The 16885-nt window shown below is 66.9% G+C and carries 23 protein-coding genes and 1 other RNA gene; 9 read left to right on the top strand and 15 right to left on the bottom strand.

What is annotated here, in order from left to right; genetic code table 11:
- Positions 1 to 74: 74 nt before the first annotated feature.
- Positions 75 to 1367: a serine hydrolase domain-containing protein gene (locus QZ814_RS07050; protein WP_294330436.1), complete on the top strand. Its 1293-nt coding sequence runs from the start codon at positions 75 to 77 to the stop codon at positions 1365 to 1367.
- A gap of 20 nt (positions 1368 to 1387) precedes the next feature.
- Here the strand turns inward: QZ814_RS07050 and QZ814_RS07045 are convergent, their stop codons facing one another.
- Positions 1388 to 1531, bottom strand: coding sequence for a lmo0937 family membrane protein (locus QZ814_RS07045; protein WP_294330435.1), 144 nt, complete (start codon positions 1529 to 1531; stop codon positions 1388 to 1390).
- A 150-nt stretch (positions 1532 to 1681) separates the two neighbouring features.
- On the opposite strand from QZ814_RS07045, the gene QZ814_RS07040 reads away from it, so the two are divergent.
- Positions 1682 to 2593: a response regulator transcription factor gene (locus QZ814_RS07040; RefSeq protein WP_294330434.1), complete on the top strand. Its 912-nt coding sequence runs from the start codon at positions 1682 to 1684 to the stop codon at positions 2591 to 2593.
- A gap of 103 nt (positions 2594 to 2696) precedes the next feature.
- Complete coding sequence (locus tag QZ814_RS07035; protein ID WP_294330433.1) at positions 2697 to 3581, top strand: hypothetical protein; 885 nt, start codon at positions 2697 to 2699, stop codon at positions 3579 to 3581.
- Position 3582: 1 nt separating this feature from the next.
- Here the strand turns inward: QZ814_RS07035 and QZ814_RS07030 are convergent, their stop codons facing one another.
- Positions 3583 to 3984: a M67 family metallopeptidase gene (locus tag QZ814_RS07030; RefSeq protein ID WP_294330432.1), complete on the bottom strand. Its 402-nt coding sequence runs from the start codon at positions 3982 to 3984 to the stop codon at positions 3583 to 3585.
- An 18-nt stretch (positions 3985 to 4002) separates the two neighbouring features.
- Between QZ814_RS07030 and QZ814_RS07025 the strand changes: the two genes are divergently transcribed.
- From QZ814_RS07025 to mtgA, 3 genes are all read left to right on the top strand, one after another.
- Complete coding sequence (locus tag QZ814_RS07025; protein ID WP_294330431.1) at positions 4003 to 4959, top strand: RluA family pseudouridine synthase; 957 nt, start codon at positions 4003 to 4005, stop codon at positions 4957 to 4959.
- Positions 4960 to 5019: 60 nt separating this feature from the next.
- Positions 5020 to 5925, top strand: a complete 906-nt coding sequence (gene rpoH / locus QZ814_RS07020; protein ID WP_125977365.1) for an RNA polymerase sigma factor RpoH — start codon at positions 5020 to 5022, stop codon at positions 5923 to 5925.
- Between the two features lie 137 nt (positions 5926 to 6062).
- Complete coding sequence (gene mtgA, locus QZ814_RS07015) at positions 6063 to 6731, top strand: monofunctional biosynthetic peptidoglycan transglycosylase (protein ID WP_294330498.1); 669 nt, start codon at positions 6063 to 6065, stop codon at positions 6729 to 6731.
- Between the two features lie 155 nt (positions 6732 to 6886).
- On the opposite strand, the gene QZ814_RS07010 is transcribed toward mtgA, so the two are convergent.
- From QZ814_RS07010 to QZ814_RS06975, 8 genes are all read right to left on the bottom strand, one after another.
- The gene (locus tag QZ814_RS07010; protein ID WP_294330430.1) at positions 6887 to 7147 is read right to left on the bottom strand and encodes a hypothetical protein; all 261 of its coding nucleotides are present in this window, start codon (positions 7145 to 7147) and stop codon (positions 6887 to 6889) included.
- A 72-nt stretch (positions 7148 to 7219) separates the two neighbouring features.
- Positions 7220 to 7543: a YbaB/EbfC family nucleoid-associated protein gene (locus tag QZ814_RS07005; RefSeq protein WP_294330429.1), complete on the bottom strand. Its 324-nt coding sequence runs from the start codon at positions 7541 to 7543 to the stop codon at positions 7220 to 7222.
- Positions 7540 to 9198 (bottom strand): DNA polymerase III subunit gamma/tau, encoded by a 1659-nt coding sequence (locus QZ814_RS07000; RefSeq protein WP_294330428.1) that lies wholly within the window; start codon positions 9196 to 9198, stop codon positions 7540 to 7542. The genes QZ814_RS07005 and QZ814_RS07000 overlap by 4 nt, the downstream gene beginning before the upstream one ends.
- Positions 9199 to 9274: 76 nt before the next feature.
- An RNA gene (ffs, locus tag QZ814_RS06995) (signal recognition particle sRNA small type) lies at positions 9275 to 9372 on the bottom strand.
- Between the two features lie 45 nt (positions 9373 to 9417).
- Complete coding sequence (locus QZ814_RS06990) at positions 9418 to 9546, bottom strand: hypothetical protein (RefSeq protein WP_294330427.1); 129 nt, start codon at positions 9544 to 9546, stop codon at positions 9418 to 9420.
- Between the two features lie 97 nt (positions 9547 to 9643).
- Positions 9644 to 10297, bottom strand: a complete 654-nt coding sequence (locus tag QZ814_RS06985; RefSeq protein WP_294330426.1) for a sigma-70 family RNA polymerase sigma factor — start codon at positions 10295 to 10297, stop codon at positions 9644 to 9646.
- A 92-nt stretch (positions 10298 to 10389) separates the two neighbouring features.
- Positions 10390 to 10527 carry a hypothetical protein gene (locus QZ814_RS06980; RefSeq protein ID WP_294330425.1) on the bottom strand — a complete coding sequence of 46 codons (138 nt, stop codon included), beginning with the start codon at positions 10525 to 10527 and terminating at the stop codon, positions 10390 to 10392.
- Positions 10528 to 10591: 64 nt separating this feature from the next.
- On the bottom strand, positions 10592 to 11389 hold the full coding sequence (locus QZ814_RS06975) for a response regulator (RefSeq protein WP_294330424.1): 798 nt from the start codon (positions 11387 to 11389) through the stop codon (positions 10592 to 10594).
- 270 nt (positions 11390 to 11659) lie between these two features.
- On the opposite strand from QZ814_RS06975, the gene QZ814_RS06970 reads away from it, so the two are divergent.
- From QZ814_RS06970 to QZ814_RS06960, 3 genes are all read left to right on the top strand, one after another.
- Positions 11660 to 11827 (top strand): NepR family anti-sigma factor, encoded by a 168-nt coding sequence (locus QZ814_RS06970; RefSeq protein WP_294330423.1) that lies wholly within the window; start codon positions 11660 to 11662, stop codon positions 11825 to 11827.
- Between the two features lie 12 nt (positions 11828 to 11839).
- Entirely contained in the window at positions 11840 to 13408 is a 1569-nt protein-coding gene (locus tag QZ814_RS06965; RefSeq protein WP_294330422.1) for a sensor histidine kinase, read from the top strand.
- Between the two features lie 269 nt (positions 13409 to 13677).
- On the top strand, positions 13678 to 13812 hold the full coding sequence (locus QZ814_RS06960) for an entericidin A/B family lipoprotein (RefSeq protein ID WP_294330421.1): 135 nt from the start codon (positions 13678 to 13680) through the stop codon (positions 13810 to 13812).
- A 43-nt stretch (positions 13813 to 13855) separates the two neighbouring features.
- Here QZ814_RS06960 and tatC read toward each other — a convergent pair whose 3' ends face one another.
- From tatC to QZ814_RS06935, 5 genes are all read right to left on the bottom strand, one after another.
- Entirely contained in the window at positions 13856 to 14638 is a 783-nt protein-coding gene (tatC, locus tag QZ814_RS06955; RefSeq protein WP_294330420.1) for a twin-arginine translocase subunit TatC, read from the bottom strand.
- Positions 14635 to 15078, bottom strand: a complete 444-nt coding sequence (gene tatB, locus QZ814_RS06950) for a Sec-independent protein translocase protein TatB (RefSeq protein WP_294330419.1) — start codon at positions 15076 to 15078, stop codon at positions 14635 to 14637. Before tatB ends, tatC begins: the two co-directional genes overlap by 4 nt.
- 96 nt (positions 15079 to 15174) lie before the next feature.
- A complete protein-coding gene (locus QZ814_RS06945) occupies positions 15175 to 15411 on the bottom strand; it encodes a twin-arginine translocase TatA/TatE family subunit (protein WP_294330418.1) in 237 nt (78 codons plus the stop codon).
- A gap of 106 nt (positions 15412 to 15517) precedes the next feature.
- On the bottom strand, positions 15518 to 16117 hold the full coding sequence (scpB, locus tag QZ814_RS06940; protein WP_294330416.1) for an SMC-Scp complex subunit ScpB: 600 nt from the start codon (positions 16115 to 16117) through the stop codon (positions 15518 to 15520).
- The gene (locus tag QZ814_RS06935; RefSeq protein ID WP_294330415.1) at positions 16114 to 16848 is read right to left on the bottom strand and encodes a ScpA family protein; all 735 of its coding nucleotides are present in this window, start codon (positions 16846 to 16848) and stop codon (positions 16114 to 16116) included. Before QZ814_RS06935 ends, scpB begins: the two co-directional genes overlap by 4 nt.
- Between the last annotated feature and the right edge of the window lie 37 nt (positions 16849 to 16885).

The raw sequence follows: 16885 nt of genomic DNA, 5'->3' as shown, positions 1-16885 counted from the left end.
GCAAGCATCCCGGCGGTGTGATCGCGCCATCGGAAGTGACGGTCGGACGAACCGCGGACCGGGGGAGGAAATATATGAAATTTCGTATAATCTTGGCTGCTGCCGCCAGCATGACGTTGCTGTCGAGCACCATGATACCGTCCGCTTCCGCGCAAAAGATTGCCCGCCCCGCCGCGACGAAACTTCGCATCGATCCAGCCCGGATCGACCGGGCGCTCGCCCGGATGATCGCGGATGGCCGCGCGGTGGGGGTATCCGCACTGGTGTGGGTCGACGGCCGCGAGGTCTATTTCGGCGCGCGCGGCGATGCCGATCGCGAGGCGCACCGGCCGATGACCCGCGACACGCTGATCCAGATCTTCTCGATGACCAAGCCGGTCACCGGCGTCGCGCTGATGCAGCTTTGGGAGCAGGGCAAGTTCCGCATCGACGATCCGCTTGCCGACTATCTGCCGGAATTCGCGCAGGTCCGCGTCTATGCCGGCAAGAACGCGGACGGATCGGTGCGCACCGAGGCGCCGCGCCGCCCGATCCTGATCCGCGACATCCTGCGCCACACCGCCGGCTTTTCCTATGGCGGGAAGGAGCATCCCGCCGATCTGCTGTTCGACCAGGCGGATCCGCTGGCGCTCGACCACGATCTGCCCGAGTTCGGCCGCCGGCTGGCGTCGGTGCCGCTGGTCTACCAGCCGGGCACCCAGTGGCGGTACAGCGCCGCCGTCGCCGTGCAGGGGCTGCTGGTCGAGAAGCTGTCCGGCATGCCGTTCGAGGCCTATGTGAAGGCGCATGTCTTCGATCCGCTCGGCATGAAGGACACCGGCTGGACCCAGCCGGCCGAGCGCCTGCCGCGGCTGGCGGCGGGCTATCAGAAGGGCGCCGACGGCACGCTCGCGCGCATGCCGGAGGCGATGATCCGCCGCATCAACTTCGCGCCGCGCAAGCTGACGCCCGGCGACTTCGGCCTGGTTTCGACCAGCGACGATTATATGCGCTTTGCCCGCATGCTGCTCAACAAGGGCACGCTGGACGGGGTGAAGATTCTCAAGCCCTCCACCGTGGAGCGGATGGCCACCGACGATCTGGATCCGGCAATCACGCAGCGGCTGTGGCTGCCGGGCAAGGGCAATGGCGGGTTCGGAATCGATTTCTTCGTCCGCACCGGCCAGCCGAAGACGCCCGAGGAGAATCGCGGTGCAGTCGGCGAATTCTTTTGGGACGGTGCCTGGTCGACGCTGTTCTGGGTCGACCCTGCGAACAAGCTGACCGCGGTGTTCCTCGTCCAGAAAGCGCCGTTCGACGGCACGCTGCACCGCGATTTCCGCAAGGCGGTGTACGGCGCCGACTATACGGGCCCGGCCGGCGACTGATCGCCTGCCGGGCGCCCGGTTCAAACCCTGCGGCCGGTGAACAGCTGGATCAGGCCGATCACCAGGGCAATCACCAGCAGGATGTGGATGATTCCGCCGGCGATGTGGAACGAAAAGCCCAGCAGCCACAGGATGAGAAGGATAACGACCAGCGTCCAAAGCATAGAATTCACTCCCAGAAACCGCTTCGGTAACGAGAGATGGCGCGCGATCGTTCCGGCCGTGCCGCGTTAAAATCCGGTAACGCAATGAAACGCTGCGGCAAACAAGGGTGCGCAGTCCTGACGCTTCCGTAACCATGTGGGAAGCGTATCATGTCCCTGCCCGCTACGACCCCGCCTGGACTGGCCGCGTCGCCGCCGTTGCCGCCATCCTCGCGGCCGTCGCTCGCCGGGCGCCGTATCCTCCTTGCCGACCCCGACACGATCTTCCTCCAGGCACTGGTGGAGCCGTTCGAAGCCGAAGGTCTTCACGTGTTCCGGTGCGACGATCTGCCGCATCTGCGCCATCGCCTGACCGGCGCCGCCTGGGACGTGCTGATACTCGATCCCGCGATCGCAGGGGCAACCCCATCCGCCCTGTTCGGTGAGATCGCCCGGCTGCCGACGCCGCCGGCGCTGATCGTCACCGCGCCGGCGATGAGCGAGGTCGATCGCATCATCGCGCTCGAAATGGGGGCGGATCACTGCGTTTCGAAGCCGTGCAGTGCCGCGGAGATGCTCGCTCGCGTGGGCGCACTGCTCGGCCGGCGGCGCGCGACCGCTGCCGGCCTGCCCAGCGGCACCGCGTACTTCGCCGATCTCGCCTTCGATCCGCAGCGCCGGCTGCTGTATCGCCGCGACGGCGGCCGCCAGCGGCTGAGCACCGCCGAAGCCGATCTGCTTACGCTGTTCCTGCGCAACCCGCGGCGCATCCTCGACCGAGACGCCCTGCGCGCCGGCACCGCTGCCGGCCCGGGCAACGATCGCGGCCTGCGCGCGATCGACGTCCTGGTCAGTCGCCTCCGCGCCGATCTGACGGCGGCGGTGCCGGTGATCGTCACGGTGCGCGGCCAGGGCTATATTTTGCCCCATGGCGTTCGCTGGGATTCGGCCAGGCCGGAGGATCCCGGCCGCGCGCCACACGCACGGATGGACGGCGAGCGGCGCGCGTCCGCCACGGGCCGCACCGGGGTCGCCGGGCACGACGTGCCGGACGGTCCTGTCGATATGTCCCCGGGCGGATGACCAGCACGGCCGACGCAGCCAATCCTGCGCTCGTTTCGCAGGCGAATTGTTTCTCTCAAAATGAGCAGCTATGGTCCATTGCGGACTCGATCGGGGGAACGGCGTGCAAACGGAAACGGTGGATCTGGATGCACTGCCCCCCGAATGGATCGATATCGCCGAGCATCCGGCGTACGGGACCGCCGCACGCCAGTTGGCTCAGAACATGCTGGCGATCATCGATTCCGACCGGAAACTGGCGGCGGTGTTTCAGGATGCCGGCCATTACGTCGCGGCAATGTCCGCCGCGTATCTCGAGGCGAATGGCGACCTGACCCTCTCGACGCTGCGCCAGCTCTGCGCCGGGTCGGGCTTCCTGACCGCCAACCGGGCGGGCGCGCTGGTCGACTTCATGGTCCATATCGGCTTCGTGGAACGCCGTTCCGCCCTTCACTGCAAAACGACCCCGGCGTTCCAGCGAGCCTGGGGCGGCCATCTCCAGGCCGCCCTCGATGCCGCGGCGTTCGTCGACCCGGCGATGGGCGCGGCGCGCGACGCGCTCGGTGATCCAGAGGTGTATCAACGCTTTCTCGCCACGCAGGGGGAGCGCCTGCACGAGCTGGCGCGGATGGCAGATCCGTCGCCGACGTTCCGCTCGGTCTTTCTCCATCCCAGGGCGGGAAGCTCCATTCTCCATACGCTGGCGCTGGCCTGCACGGATGCCGCCTTCGTGCCGCATGCCGGCGCGCCGGTGTCGCTCGCCGGGCTCGCCCGCCGTTTCGGGGTGTCACAGCCGCATGTCCGCCGGGTGCTCAAGGGTGCCGAGGCGCACGCCTACCTGCTGCACCTCGGCCCCAGCATCCGCGCCTTCCACCCGCATGGCTTCGAAACGATCCGCTATTATTACGCCATGCGGATCGGGGAACTGATCCGGTGTGCGCGTGCCGTGATGGGCACCAATATGCGTGCTGCGCAGACGGCGACCGCGCGCTGCGTGGCCGCCCGCTGACCTAGGCGAGGATCAGCGCGACCGCGGCGAACCGATCCCATCGGCCGCGCGTCCCTGCCCGCCAGCACGTCACGTCGTCCCCGCCCAGCACGAGCCACAGCTTGCCGTCGGCGGCGGCCATTGCGGCATCGGTCGCGGAAGGCAGCGGATCGCCGCTGGGATGCGAATGCCAATAGCCGAGCAGCGTCGCGCCGCCCGCCCGCTCCGCCCGCAGCGCGGCGAACAGCGCGGCGGGATCGATCTCGAACCGGGTCTCCGGCGTGGCGGCGACGTTCCGGGTGTGCGCGAACGCCGTGATGTGCGGCCCTGCGCCGAACAGCAGCCCGCATGCCTCGCACGGGCTCGCCTCGGCCGCAGCTTTTTTCATACCGTCCAGTATAGATCTTGAAATCGTAACGCCCATGCCCATTTCCGGTAAAACATGAATCAGGGGGTTTCCATCTTAGAAGCGCGGATCGCGGACGAGGCGCATGGCTGGCGGCTGGACCGCGCCTTGACCGACGCGCTGCCAACGCTGTCGCGCGAACGCGTGAAGGCGCTGATCTCCTCCGGCGCGGTTACCGGCCCGGACGGCAACCTCGCCCGCGACCCTGCCCGCAAGGCGATCGGCGGCGCGGTGTTCCAGGTTGCCGTCCCCGATCCCAAGCCCGCGCACAACGAAGCGCAGGACATTCCGCTCACCGTGGTGTTCGAGGACGAGCATCTGATCGTGATCGACAAGCCGGCGGGCCTGGTCGTCCACCCGGCGGCGGGCAATTTCGACGGCACCCTGGTCAACGCGTTGCTCCACCACTGCGCGGGGCAGCTTTCCGGCATCGGGGGCGTGGCGCGGCCGGGGATCGTCCACCGGATCGACAAGGACACCTCGGGCCTGATGGTCGCGGCCAAGACCGATCCCGCGCATGTCGGCCTCGCCCACCAGTTCAAGGCGCATTCGATCGACCGCCGCTACAAGGCGATCGCCAGCGGCCAGACGCGGGTTGCCTCCGGAACGGTGAATGCCCCGCTTGCCCGCTCGCCTTCCAACCGCAAGAAGATCGCGGTCTGCGCGGAAGGGCATGGCAAGCATGCGATTACCCATTGGCGCAAAATTCGCGAACTGCGTGACGCAAGTTACATAGAATGCAGGCTCGAGACGGGACGAACCCATCAGGTGCGCGTGCACATGGCGTCGATCGGCCACCCGCTCGTCGGGGACCCTCTATATGGAAGTATGCGTTCCACCCATCGCGGACTTCTGGCAACCTTGGGTTTCCAGCGCCAGGCCTTGCATGCAGCACGTCTCGGGTTCATCCACCCGATAACAAGTAACGCTTTGTCGTTCGATAGCGAAATACCTGCAGACATGCAGGAACTGTTCAACCAGCTTCTCGTATGAGTTTTGTGGCGCCTGGGTCCTCCGTTCGGACCGGCGCCCGTTGGAAAGGGAGACACGATCATGGCTAGCGGCAGCAACGTCCCCGCGACGATTCCCGCGCTCGGCGGCGAGGCGAGCCTCAATCGCTATCTGGCCGAGATCAAGAAATTTCCGATCCTGAGCCCCGAGCAGGAGTACATGCTCGCCAAGCGCTTCCAGGAGCATGGCGACACCGATGCGGCGGCCCAGCTGGTCACCTCGCACCTGCGCCTCGTGGCGAAGATCGCGATGGGCTATCGCGGCTATGGCCTGCCCGTCTCGGAGCTGATCTCCGAGGGCAATATCGGCCTGATGCAGGGCGTGAAGAAGTTCGAGCCCGATCGCGGCTTCCGCCTCGCCACCTATGCGATGTGGTGGATCCGCGCCTCGATCCAGGAATTCATCCTGCGCTCGTGGAGCCTCGTGAAGATGGGCACCACCGCCGCGCAGAAGAAGCTGTTCTTCAACCTGCGGCGGATGAAGGCCAAGCTCGACGCGTTCGAGGATGGCGACCTGTCCCCCGAGAATCTCGCCAAGATCGCCACCGATCTGGGCGTGACCGAGGAAGAGGTCACCTCGATGAACCGCCGCATGGCGATGGGCGGGGATACCTCGCTCAACGTGCCGATGCGCGAGGATGGCGAGAGCCAGTGGCAGGACTGGCTGGCCGATGAAGGCCCGCTGCAGGACGAAGCTGTTGCCGAGGCGCAGGAGGCCGATGTTCGCCACGACATGCTCGTTTCCGCGATGGAAGACCTCAACGAGCGCGAGAAGCACATCCTCACCGAGCGTCGCCTGACCGACGATCCCAAGACGCTCGAGGAACTGAGCCAGGTCTATGGCGTGTCGCGCGAGCGCGTCCGCCAGATCGAGGTGCGCGCGTTCGAGAAGCTGCAAAAGGCGATGATGCGCCTCGCCGGCGACCGCCGCCTGCTCGCCACCCACTGATCCGGACGGCGGTTTCTGCCAGGTGATTGCAGGAACCGCCCCGACTGGGGCATGGCGGTGGCGTGACGAAGAATCGCGCCCGCCCCTCCTCTCCCCGCCGTTCCTCCGCCGGCCCGCGCAAGCCCTGGTGGCGCCGGCTGATCGTGCTGGGGGTCCAGCTCGTGCTCGGCTTCGTGCTGCTGTCGCTGGTGATGGTGACGGTCTATCGCTTCGTGCCGCCGCCGATCACCTGGACGATGCTCGGCGACGTGGTCGCCGGCCACGGCGCCACCAAGGACTGGATGCCGCTCCGCGAGATCGATCCCAGCATGGCGCGCGCGGTGATCGCCGCCGAGGATGCGCGCTTCTGCCAGCATCACGGCTTCGATTTCGCGGCGATCGAGAAGGCCTATCAGCGCAACAATGACGGCCGGCACAAGATCCGCGGCGGCTCGACGATCAGCCAGCAGACCGCCAAGAACGTTTTCTTGTGGCAGGGCGGCGGCTATTTCCGGAAGGGCCTGGAAGCCTATTTCACGGTGCTGATCGAGAATATCTGGGGCAAAAGGCGGATCATGGAGGTGTACCTCAACGTCGCCGAAACCGGCATCGGCACCTACGGCGTCAACGCCGGGGCGATGCGCTACTTCCACCATGATGCGTCGGAGCTGTCGGACCGCGAGGCGGCGCTGATCGCCGCGGTGCTGCCGCTTCCCAAGAAGCGCGCGGCGATCGACCCGCAGGGGTTCACCCGCCGCTATGGCAACAAGATCAATGCGCGGATCAATGTGGTGGCGGGGAACGGGCTGGATCGGTGTTTGAAGTGAGGCGGTCTCTCACCTGAACCCTCAGTCCATTGCGTCCACCAAAACCGTCATGCCAGCGAAAGCTGGCATCTCCCTGAGGCCTGGCAACAACGTCACACCACTCCTGAAGGAGATCCCAGCGTGCGCTGGGATGACGGCTCCTGAGGGTAGTTGCCTTACTTCGTAGCGTCCTTCGCCGCGTCGCCGACGTCCTTGGCCGCCGAACCCACGTCCTTCGCGACGCTGGTCACCGCATCGGTCTTGCGGTTCTCCCGCGCATTCTGGTTGAACAGATAGAAGGCGCCGATCACCACCGCGATCAGCACCGCCAGACCGATCAGCGCCATGCCGGCACCGCCGCCGCTGCGGCGCTCGATCACCGTGGTGTGGGTCGCGCGGTCGGTCGCCACGCCGTCTTCAACGATACGGTCCGCCATGATCGTCTCTCCTCGATTGTGTCTGGCGACAGCAACCGAGGGGACGGCGCTAGGTTCCCGTAAGCCCTTGTCTCAAAACGGGAGCTTGAAGCCCGGCGGCAGCGGCAGGCCGCTGGTCATCTTGCTCATCGCTTCCGACGAAGCGGCATCGGCCTTGACCCTGGCATCGTTGAACGCGGCGACCAGCAGGTCCTCCAGCATCGTCTTTTCGGCGACGTTGATCAGCGAATCGTCGATGGCGATGCCGATGATGCGGCCCTTGGCGCTGGCCTTCACCTTGACGAGCCCGCCGCCCGACACGCCCTCGACCTCGACCGAATCGAGGCTCGCCTGCGCCTTGGTCAGTTCGGCCTGCACATTCTGCGCCATGGCCATGATGTCTTCGAGACTCTTCATCCGTCACTCCCGGTCTTGGTCCAGCCGATCAGCTCGGCATCAGGAAAAGCTTGCATGGCAGCCGCGACGATCGGCGAGGCGAGCACCGCCTCGCGCTCGGCCGCTTGCCGGGCCGCCTGTTCCTCGCGCAGCGTCATCGCGGTGGCGCCGTCGACAAGGGTGATCTTCCAGTGCACGCCGGTGCTGTCCTTGAGCGCCCCGCCCAGCTCGCGCACGAAATCCTGCGGCAGCGGCCGCGCCGCGCCGAAATCGATCTCGCTGCCCTCGAAGCGCACCGGCCGCATGTAATCGCGCACGAACATCGCGAGCTGGAGCCGGCGATGCGCCTCCAGATGCTCGGCAAGTTCGGTCAGGTTGGTCGGCAGCACCGGCCCGGTTTCCTGCACCGTGGCAGGCGCTGGCGCGGTCGGTGCCGCAGCCGCTGCGGCCGGCGCACCGGCGGGCACCGCGATGCTGCCGCTGAGGATCTGCTTGGCCAGCTCGCCCGGATCGGGCAGCTGCGCCGCGTGGATCACGCGCAGCAGCGCCATTTCGGTCGCTTCGATCGGCAGCGCCGCCCTGGCGACCTCGTCATGCCCGCGCAGCAGCAACTGCCACAGCCGGTGGAGCGCCGGGAAGGACAGGCGGGCCGCCCAGGCCTCCATCGCCTCGCGCTCCTCGAGCGACTGACCGGAAAGCCGATGCGTGCCGAGCTTGACCAGGGTCACGCCGTGCACCGTCTCCAGCAGCGCGCGCAGCACCGCGAGCGGATCGACGCCCAGATCATATTGCGCCCGCAGCCCCGCCAGCGCCTTCTGCGCCTGGCCCTCGACCAGCGTACCGAACAGGTCGCGATTGGCGCCGCGATCGGACAGGCCGAGCATCTGGCGCACGGCTTCCGCCTTCACCCCCTCGCCTTCCAGCCCGGCATGCGCGATCGCCTGGTCGAGGATCGACAGCCCGTCGCGCGCCGAGCCTTCCGCCGCGCGCGCAACCAGCGCCAGCGCCTCGGGCTCGGCTTCAACCTGCTCCGCCTCGCACACGCGTGCGAAATGCTCGGCGAGCAGCTCGGCGGGGATGCGGCGCAGGTCGAAGCGCTGGCAGCGCGACAGCACCGTCACCGGCACCTTGTTCACCTCCGTCGTGGCGAACAGGAACTTCACATGCCCCGGCGGCTCCTCCAGCGTCTTCAGCAGCGCGTTGAACGCGTTCTTCGACAGCATGTGGACTTCGTCGATGATGTAGATCTTGTAGCGCGCCGAGACCGCCGCATAGCGCGACGCCTCGATGATCTCACGCACGTCGTCGACGCCGGTATGGCTGGCGGCGTCCATCTCGATCACGTCGATATGGCGCCCCTCGGCGATCGCGCGGCACGGCTCGCAGACGCCGCACGGGTCGATCGTCGGACCACCCTGCCCGTCCGGGCCGATGCAGTTGAGCGCCTTGGCGATCAGGCGGGCGGTGGAGGTCTTGCCCACCCCGCGCACGCCGGTCAGCAGGAAGGCATGCGCCAGCCGATCACGCTTGATCGCATTGCCCAGCGTGGTGACCATCGCATCCTGGCCGATCAGCGCGCTGAACGTCTGCGGCCGGTATTTGCGGGCGAGCACGCGGTACGCTTCGCCGCGCTGGGGCTGCGGGGGTTCGTCGAGGCCAAGCAGGGAATCGGACATCACGACCCTATCTAGGGACCCGCGCTCGATTTGTCGAAGCGGCAGGCGCGATGGGTTGTGGATAGCGATGTAAAGGATGGGTGGGAGCCGGAACGACCCGGGACGAAATCGTTACGGCTGCTTCCTTCCGGACCTGACCGGGTTGGCGACGATCCCGTCCGCCCGACTCCCGCGGCGCATATGGGCGAAGCGGTGCCCGGACGCAAGAGCCTGTGTGCGTTAGCGGAGAAGCTCGGCAAAGCGGGCGAGGACGCCACCGACGAGTGCGCCGATCCCCGCCAGCGCGATCATCGTCGCGATGCAGGGGCCAAAGCCGGACTGATGATTGTCGAAGCGGTCGAGTCGCATAAAAGCCTCCAGATGACGGGAGCGTGTCACCTGGAGGCCCATGTGAAAATCCGTAGGCTTCCTTACCGGAGTCCCACGCTATCTGGTTATCGACGCATCAACGCTCGCGGCTGAGATCGTCGACCTCGCCCATGATCGTGTCGAGCGCGGTACGGCCGTCCTCGTTGAGCGAGGTCGAGCGGCGCGAGGGCAGCTGTCCTTCCGACATCAGCGCTTCGAGCGCGACGCGGCCACGCGCCACGCGGCTCTTGATGGTACCTACCGCCACCTGGCAGATCTCGGCAGCCTCTTCGTACGCGAAGCCGCCTGCACCGACGAGGATCAGCGCCTCGCGCTGCGGCTGCGGCAAATGGAGCAGCGCGCGCTGCATGTCCGCCAGCTCGACATGACGATCCTGGCTCGCCGGCGCGGCCAGCAGGCGATCGGCAACCAGATCGTCCCATTCGCCCTTGAAGCGCGCGCGGCGCATCTGGCTGAGATAGAGGTTGCGCAGGATGATGAACGTCCAGGCACGCATGTTGGTGCCGGCCTGGAAGCGCTTGCGCGCGGCCCATGCCTTGAGCAGCGTCTCCTGCACCAGATCGTCGGCGAGGTCCCGGCTGCCCGAAAGTGACCGGCCGAAGGCGCGGAGATGCGGGATCACCTGCGCGAGCTGGGTTTTGAATTCGGGATCCGAGAGCGAGACATGTTCCACCGGCGCCGTGTTCGCGCCCGGCTCCTCATGATCCGTATGGGTGGCTTCTGTCGTCATGCATTCCCGATCAGTTGCGCGCGCGGCGTCATTCGTTGCCAAGCTGGGGTCCTCGGGGTCGATTACAAGCATTGCCCGGTGAAACATGCCAATCAAACCAAAAGGATAATGGCGAAGATCACGATCACCAGCAGCAGCCCGATGCCCAACACATAGCGGGTAACACCGGGCGTCGTGCCGGCGCGGGCACGATCAGTACTAACAGAGGCGGGTTCGTCTTGCTCAGCCATGAAAGCCTAAACACCCGAGAACCGTTTTAGCTCCGTACCGGGTGGAACCCGCCCCGATTTCGCGTCAGGCGGGCACCGTCGCCTCGTCGAAGAACAGCGCCTGGCTGATCGTCGCCTTCACCGTTTCGCGCTGGAACGGCTTGGTGATCAGGAAGGTAGGCTCCGGTCGCTCGCCGGTGAGCAGACGCTCGGGGAAGGCCGTGATGAAGATCACCGGCACCGCGAATTCGGCGAGGATGTCCTTCACCGCGTCGATGCCCGAGCTGTCGTCCGCCAGCTGGATGTCGGCCAGCACCAGGCCCGGCCGGTCCTCCATCGCCAGCGCGACGGCCTCGTCGCGGGTGACGGCGACGCCGGTCACGTCATGGCCGAGATCGCGGACGATCTGCTCGAGGTCCATCGCGATCAGCGGCTCGTCCTCGATGATCATCACCCGCGTGCGGGTCTGGCGCTCGATCTCGTTGACCGCCTCCGCGACCAGTTCGGTGACGCGGGCCGGCTGCTCGCCGATCAGATAGGCGGCGTCCTCGGGCGGGAAACCTTCCACCGTGGTGAGCAGCAGCGCCTGGCGCGACAGCGGCGTCAGCCGGGCGAGGCGCTTGCGGGCGATCGCCTCGGCATCATTGCCCTGTTCGACCGCGTCGATGCTGTCGTCCCACTGGCTCGACTGCCAGATCACCTGGAAGGTGCGGTAGAGCCCGAGACGCGCATCCACATCCCGCGGGAATTGATCGGGCGCCTCCACGATTGCTTCCAGCGCGGCGCGCACATAGCGATCGCCTTCGGCCTGGTTGCCGGTGAGCGCACGGGCATAGCGCCGCAGGAGCGGAAGGTGCGGCGCGAGTTGCTGACCAAGCGACATGAGCTATGTATTCTCCATCGAGTGCGGGAGCCGTTGTCGCTCCCCGCGGGCGTGAATTCAATGATTTCGTCACCCGAAGAAGCCCCTCCCCGGATTTCGCATCGAACGTGGAACAATCGAGGCGCTCTTTGGTTTCATCGACCGGACTGCGTGAATGGCTGCAGCGGCGCCGGGTGCTTGCACTCGGCGTCGTTCGCGGTATTCGCAACTGCAGGTCCATCGCTCATTTGGTCCGGGTATCCGGACGATCCGGACCCTTAGGGGGAATTGGTGCACTCCGCTAACAATGATCAGGGCAAGCAGCCTCCGGCGCAGGGCAGCGGCGACAAGCCGAATCCCAGCACCGATGTGGGTGATGCATTGCGCCGCGCGTATGACGAGACGCTGAACGAATCGGTCCCGGATGATCTGCTCGACCTCTTGAAGAAGCTCGATTAAACCAAGCGGGACATGAACGACCTGGATTCCCAACTCCGCGGTCGAGGCTTCTCGGCAGCGCTGGGGCGTTTGCCCACCGGCGCGAAAGTATTCCTGATCCTGGTCGGCGCACTGCTGCCGCTGGCGCTGATCGCGCTGTTTACCACGCTGCAGACCACGCGAAGTGCCGATGACGAAGCCCGCGAGCGGCTGAACGCCACCGCCCAGGAAAGCGCTGGCAATCTCGAAAACCTGCTGGCCAATCATGTCGCCCAGCTCGCTGAGGCCCTGTCGGCGCTCGCCCGCAACCCGAACGACGCCCCCAGCTGCACCCGCCTGGCCGGGACCTATGCGGCACAGGCGCGCTCGCGCTTCCTGGTGCGCGACGGCCATGGTCGCACGCTGTGCGGCCGCCCCTTCGAGCAGGCAGACGGGATCGACGCGGATCGCGGCGCCGTTTCCGCGCGGATCGTGCCGGGCGGGCTGGTGCTGCGTATCGGCGGCGAAGGCGGCAGCACCGCGACCGCTTATTATCCGCGCGACCTGCTCGCCGGACTGGCGCGTCCAAGCGGCTTCGTGCCCGATTATGGTTCGGCGCTGATCGGCCGCGGCGACCGGCTCACGCTCCGCGCGCTGAAGGACACCGGCCCGCTGGATCGCGGCAAGAGCCTGCGCAGCAACCTGGGCGTCGACGATCTCGCGCTGGAAACGACCATGCCGGGCGCGCCGATCACCTCGCCACTGGTGATCGCCACCGTCCTGCTGGTGCTGATGTGGATTGCCGCCGCCGGCATCGGCTGGTTCGTGGTCGACATCCTGCTGATCCGCCCGCTCCGCCGCCTGCGCAGCAGCGTCGCCCATTATCGGCCCGGCGACGTGATCGATACCGAGCGGCTGGGGCCGATTCCGGCGCAGGAGATCCGCGAGCTCGGCGACACGTTCAGCCAGATCAGCCGCACCGTCCAGGCGCATGAGGACGATCTCGCCAAGGGGCTGGTGCAGCAGACCAAGCTGACCCGCGAAGTCCATCACCGGGTGAAGAACAACCTGCAGGTCATCTCCAGCCTGATCAATTTTCATGCCCGCGCCGCCAAGGGGCAGGAAGCGGCCGATGCCTATGCCTCGATCCAGCGGCGGGTCGATGCCCTCGCGGTCGTCCACCGCCACCATTATGCCGAGATGGAAGAGAATCGCGGGCTCGAGCTGCGCTCGGTGATCGGCGAACTCGCCGCCAATCTGCGCGCGACCGCCCCGGAGCCGGCCCGCGGCATCGGCATCACCCTCGAGGTGGAAGCGCTGCTCGTCACCCAGGACGTGGCGATCGCCGTCGCCTTCGTGCTCACCGAAATGGTCGAGCTGGCGATCACCTGCAACGAGGCCGCGCAGATCCGCATCTCGATCAAGGCGCCCGAAGGCGCGGATCGCGCCGTGCTGCGCGTCTCCTCGCCGGCGCTGGTGAGCAATCCCGGCTTCGAACTGCTGGTCGAGAAGCGCTATGGCCGCGTGCTCCAAGGTCTTGCCAGGCAGCTTCGTACCCAGCTTCACCACGATCCGCTTGTAGGCGCGTATGAGACGAGCATCGCGATCAACGGCCGCCCCTGAAAAATGCACCGCGGTGCGGAACCCGGTACAAAGATCGGCGTTCTGACCTTCGGATAGCGACCTTTTGCCCCCCCGCTCTCGCTATCCACGACATGGGCCCGGAAGCGTCTACCCCTCCCCCCCCCGGTGACGCTTCCGGGCCTACTTCCTTCAAAAATAGACGAAAATCCTCATCGCAGCGCAGCCGCAAGCCGGCGCGTTGCCGGAACGATTCTCGGGGCACCGCATTGAACATCCGTCCCGAAAACGGGGAAAATTGGAGAAGTTCGATGCGTACACTCATCGCCTGTGCCGCCATTGCCGGCACCTTGCTGATCGCCGCCTGCAACACCGTGGAAGGCGCCGGCAAGGACGTTGCGTCGGCCGGCGACACCGTCGCCAACGCGGCTGCCAAGTCGAAGTAAGCAATGCAGTGCCCCTGCCGCGTGCGCGCGGCGGGGGCCTCGCTTATTCGGCGGTTTGCGCCTCGGCCTCGGCCTCGGTCGCCGCCGTGCGCTCGCGGCGCCGCCGCGTGAAGTAGATCGCAATCAGCGACAGGAAATAGAGGCCGACCAGCGGGCCCGCCAGCAGCAGCTGCGAGCCGATGTCCGGCGGGGTCAGCACCGCCGCGATCGCGACTGCCGCGACGATCGCGTAGCGCCAGGCGCCCTTCAGCTGCTCATAGGTGACGATGCCGGCATGCTCGAGCAGCATCAGCAGCACCGGCAACAGGAACGAAATCCCGAAGCCGAAGATGAACTGCATGACGAACTTGAGGTAGCTGTTCACGTCCGGCAGCGCTTCCTGGACGACGCCGCCCAGCGGTCCCTGGAAGCCGAGCAGGAATTTGAGCGCCACCGGGATGGCCACGAAATAGGCCATCGCCGCGCCGGCGGTGAACAGCACCGGCGTCGCCAGCAGGAAGGGCAGCAGCGCCTGCTTCTCGCGCCGGTAGAGGCCGGGCGCGACGAACTGCCAGAGCTGGTTGGCGATCACCGGGAAGGCGATCATCAGCCCGGCGAAGAATGCCACCTTCACCTCGACGAGGAAGCCGCCGAAAATCTCGGTGTTGATGATCTTCACCTGACCAGCCGTCTTGAGCGGCGCGACGAGGAAACCGAGGATGCCGCGCGCGAAATAGAGGCAGCCGCCGAACGCGGCGAGCAGCGACACGATCGACCAGATCAGCCGCCGCCGCAGCTCGATCAGATGGTCGAGCAGGGGAGCCTGGGTATCGTCGATTTCGGTCACGGCTGCACTTCGCTGGCAGGAGGCACGGGCTTGGCGTCGGTCGTCATGGGCTTGGGCGCGGCGACGTCGACGGGGTCAGGTTCCGGACGAATGTCCGGCTTCGGAGTCATGACCGGAGCGTCGTCGCCATGGAGCGCGGGATCGTGCGGCTGGTGTTCGATCGCGGCCGGGGTCGCATGCACATCGGGTGCGGCCAGCGGCTGCGGCGGATATTGCCGCATGATCCGCTCATTTTCCGCCGCCCACTGCTTTTCCAGCTCGGCGAGTTCGGCCTCGCGCACCATCGAGTCGAGTCCGGAGCGGAACTGGCGGGCGACGCCGCGCGCCTTGCCCACCCATTTGCCGACGAAATGCATCGCCCGCGGCAGGTCCTTCGGGCCGATGAACACCAAGGCTACGATGGCCACGAGCAGGAACTCGCTGGGCGCGATATCGAACATTCTTTCGGCGTATCCACTCGCATGGCACGTGCCGGAACGCCCGGCACCTTGCGATCAATCTGCGGGCGCCCCGTCAGCAGGGCGCCGCGGTTCGGCTCAGTGACGCTCCTCGCGGGCGCGTTCTGCTTCCGGGGTGTAGCCGGGTTCGGGCGCTGCCTTGCCCTCGATGCGGGTCGGCGGCGTCGGCGTGGTGTCGTCCTCGGCCATGCCCTTCTTGAAGCTCTTGATGCCCTTGGCGACGTCGCCCATCATGTTGGAGAAACGGCCGCCGCCCAGCAGCAGGATGGCGATGATGCCGACGACCAGCCAGTGCATCAGGCTGAAGCTACCCATGAGAATTCTCCTTGATATCTAGGCCTATCTAAGGCCCGCGGCTCCCCACGGCAACGGCTGATCACCCGGTACCACGGTTGTACCGGCCGAATCCGGCAGGATCCGCCTATTCGTCGTCCGCCACGGTTTCGCTTTCCGCCGCCGCCTCGGCCGCATCGAGCTGTTCCAGCGCAAGATCGACGGGATCGAGCAGCCCCGCCACCTTGAGATCCTCGATGCCCGGCAGGTCGCGTCGGGTGGCGAGTCCGAAATGGCTGAGGAAGCCGGGCGTGGTCGCATACATCAGCGGCCGCCCCGGCACCTCGCGCCGGCCCGCGGGGCGGACCCAGCCGGCCTCCATCAGCACGTCGATCGTGCCCTTGGAGATCTGCACGCCGCGGATCGCCTCGATCTCGGCACGGGTGACGGGCTCGTGATAGGCGATGATCGCCAGCGTCTCGATGCCGGCACGGCTGAGCTTGCGGCTGTCCTCGCGGTCGCGGCGGAGCAGATGGGCGAGATCGGCGGCGGTCTGGAAGTGCCAGCGGTCGCCGCGGCGGACCAGCTCGATGCCGCGCCCGGCATAGAAGTCGGCAAGGGCTGCCAGGGCTGCGCGCACATCGACCTCGGGCCCGACATAGGCGCGGATCTCGTCCACCCCCAGCGGCACTTCGGACGCGAACAGCACCGCCTCCACCGCCCGCACCGGATCGCCGGCGTCGATCATTGCGGGATCGCCTTGAGATAGAGCGGCGCGAACGGCGCGTCCTGGCGGATCTCCAGCCGTCCCTGCCGCGCCAGCTCCAGCGCCGCGACGAAGGACGAGGCGAGCGCCGAGCGGCGATACAAGTCGCTGGCGCCCTCGGGCAGGAAGCTCTCGATCACCGACCAGTCGATGCGCGTGCCGAGCTGGGCGGAGAGCCGCTCCAGCGCTGCCTCCAGCGTCATCACGTCGCGGTGGGCGACGACGTGCATCACCGGCCGGGTGCGCGCGCTGATGCGGCCATAGGCGGCGATGAGGTCGAAGATCTCGACTTCCCACTTGGCCTGGCGCTGAACGCGCAGCCCCTCGGGCGCGCCGCGCGGGAAGACGTCGCGCCCCATCCGGTCGCGTGCGACCAGTCGCGCGCCCGCCTCGCGCATCGCGCTCAGCCGTTCGAGGCGGAGCTGGAGGCGGAGCGCCAGTTCCTCGGGGCTCGGGCTCTCGGCGGGGTTGCGCGGCAGCAGCAGCGCGGATTTGAGATAGGCGAGCCACGCCGCCATCACGAGATAGTCGGCCGCCAGCTCCAGCCGCAGTTCGCGCGCGGCATGGACATAGGCGAGATACTGCTCGACCAGCTCGAGGATCGAGATTTGGCGCAGGTCCACCTTCTGGGTGCGGGCGAGCGCCAGCAGCAGGTCGAGCGGGCCTTCCCAGCCCTCGACCTCGATCTTCAGAATATCGTCGCCCCCGTCCACCGGGTGGTCATAGGAGGGGGAGACCCACCAAGCAAAT

This window comes from uncultured Sphingomonas sp., assembly GCF_913777625.1.
GTDB lineage: Bacteria > Pseudomonadota > Alphaproteobacteria > Sphingomonadales > Sphingomonadaceae > Sphingomonas.
The sequence above is the reverse complement of the archived record's forward strand: the minus strand, read 5'-3'. Positions and strand labels throughout refer to the sequence as shown.

Coding starts and splice junctions, on each gene's coding strand:
- QZ814_RS07040 (WP_294330434.1), top strand. CDS start 1,682: ATGTCCCTGCCCGCTACGACCCCGCCTGGACTGGCCGCGTCGCCGCCG.
- QZ814_RS07005 (WP_294330429.1), bottom strand. CDS start 7,543: ATGAAGAGTCTCGAAGACATCATGGCCATGGCGCAGAATGTGCAGGCC.
- rpoH (WP_125977365.1), top strand. CDS start 5,020: ATGGCTAGCGGCAGCAACGTCCCCGCGACGATTCCCGCGCTCGGCGGC.
- QZ814_RS07050 (WP_294330436.1), top strand. CDS start 75: ATGAAATTTCGTATAATCTTGGCTGCTGCCGCCAGCATGACGTTGCTG.
- QZ814_RS07025 (WP_294330431.1), top strand. CDS start 4,003: ATGAATCAGGGGGTTTCCATCTTAGAAGCGCGGATCGCGGACGAGGCG.
- QZ814_RS06965 (WP_294330422.1), top strand. CDS start 11,840: ATGAACGACCTGGATTCCCAACTCCGCGGTCGAGGCTTCTCGGCAGCG.
- QZ814_RS06975 (WP_294330424.1), bottom strand. CDS start 11,389: ATGTCGCTTGGTCAGCAACTCGCGCCGCACCTTCCGCTCCTGCGGCGC.
- scpB (WP_294330416.1), bottom strand. CDS start 16,117: ATGATCGACGCCGGCGATCCGGTGCGGGCGGTGGAGGCGGTGCTGTTC.
- tatB (WP_294330419.1), bottom strand. CDS start 15,078: ATGTTCGATATCGCGCCCAGCGAGTTCCTGCTCGTGGCCATCGTAGCC.
- QZ814_RS06990 (WP_294330427.1), bottom strand. CDS start 9,546: ATGCGACTCGACCGCTTCGACAATCATCAGTCCGGCTTTGGCCCCTGC.
- QZ814_RS06985 (WP_294330426.1), bottom strand. CDS start 10,297: ATGACGACAGAAGCCACCCATACGGATCATGAGGAGCCGGGCGCGAAC.
- QZ814_RS07010 (WP_294330430.1), bottom strand. CDS start 7,147: ATGGCGGACCGTATCGTTGAAGACGGCGTGGCGACCGACCGCGCGACC.
- QZ814_RS07000 (WP_294330428.1), bottom strand. CDS start 9,198: ATGTCCGATTCCCTGCTTGGCCTCGACGAACCCCCGCAGCCCCAGCGC.
- QZ814_RS07030 (WP_294330432.1), bottom strand. CDS start 3,984: ATGGGCGTTACGATTTCAAGATCTATACTGGACGGTATGAAAAAAGCT.
- QZ814_RS06945 (WP_294330418.1), bottom strand. CDS start 15,411: ATGGGTAGCTTCAGCCTGATGCACTGGCTGGTCGTCGGCATCATCGCC.
- QZ814_RS07045 (WP_294330435.1), bottom strand. CDS start 1,531: ATGCTTTGGACGCTGGTCGTTATCCTTCTCATCCTGTGGCTGCTGGGC.
- QZ814_RS06980 (WP_294330425.1), bottom strand. CDS start 10,527: ATGGCTGAGCAAGACGAACCCGCCTCTGTTAGTACTGATCGTGCCCGC.
- QZ814_RS06960 (WP_294330421.1), top strand. CDS start 13,678: ATGCGTACACTCATCGCCTGTGCCGCCATTGCCGGCACCTTGCTGATC.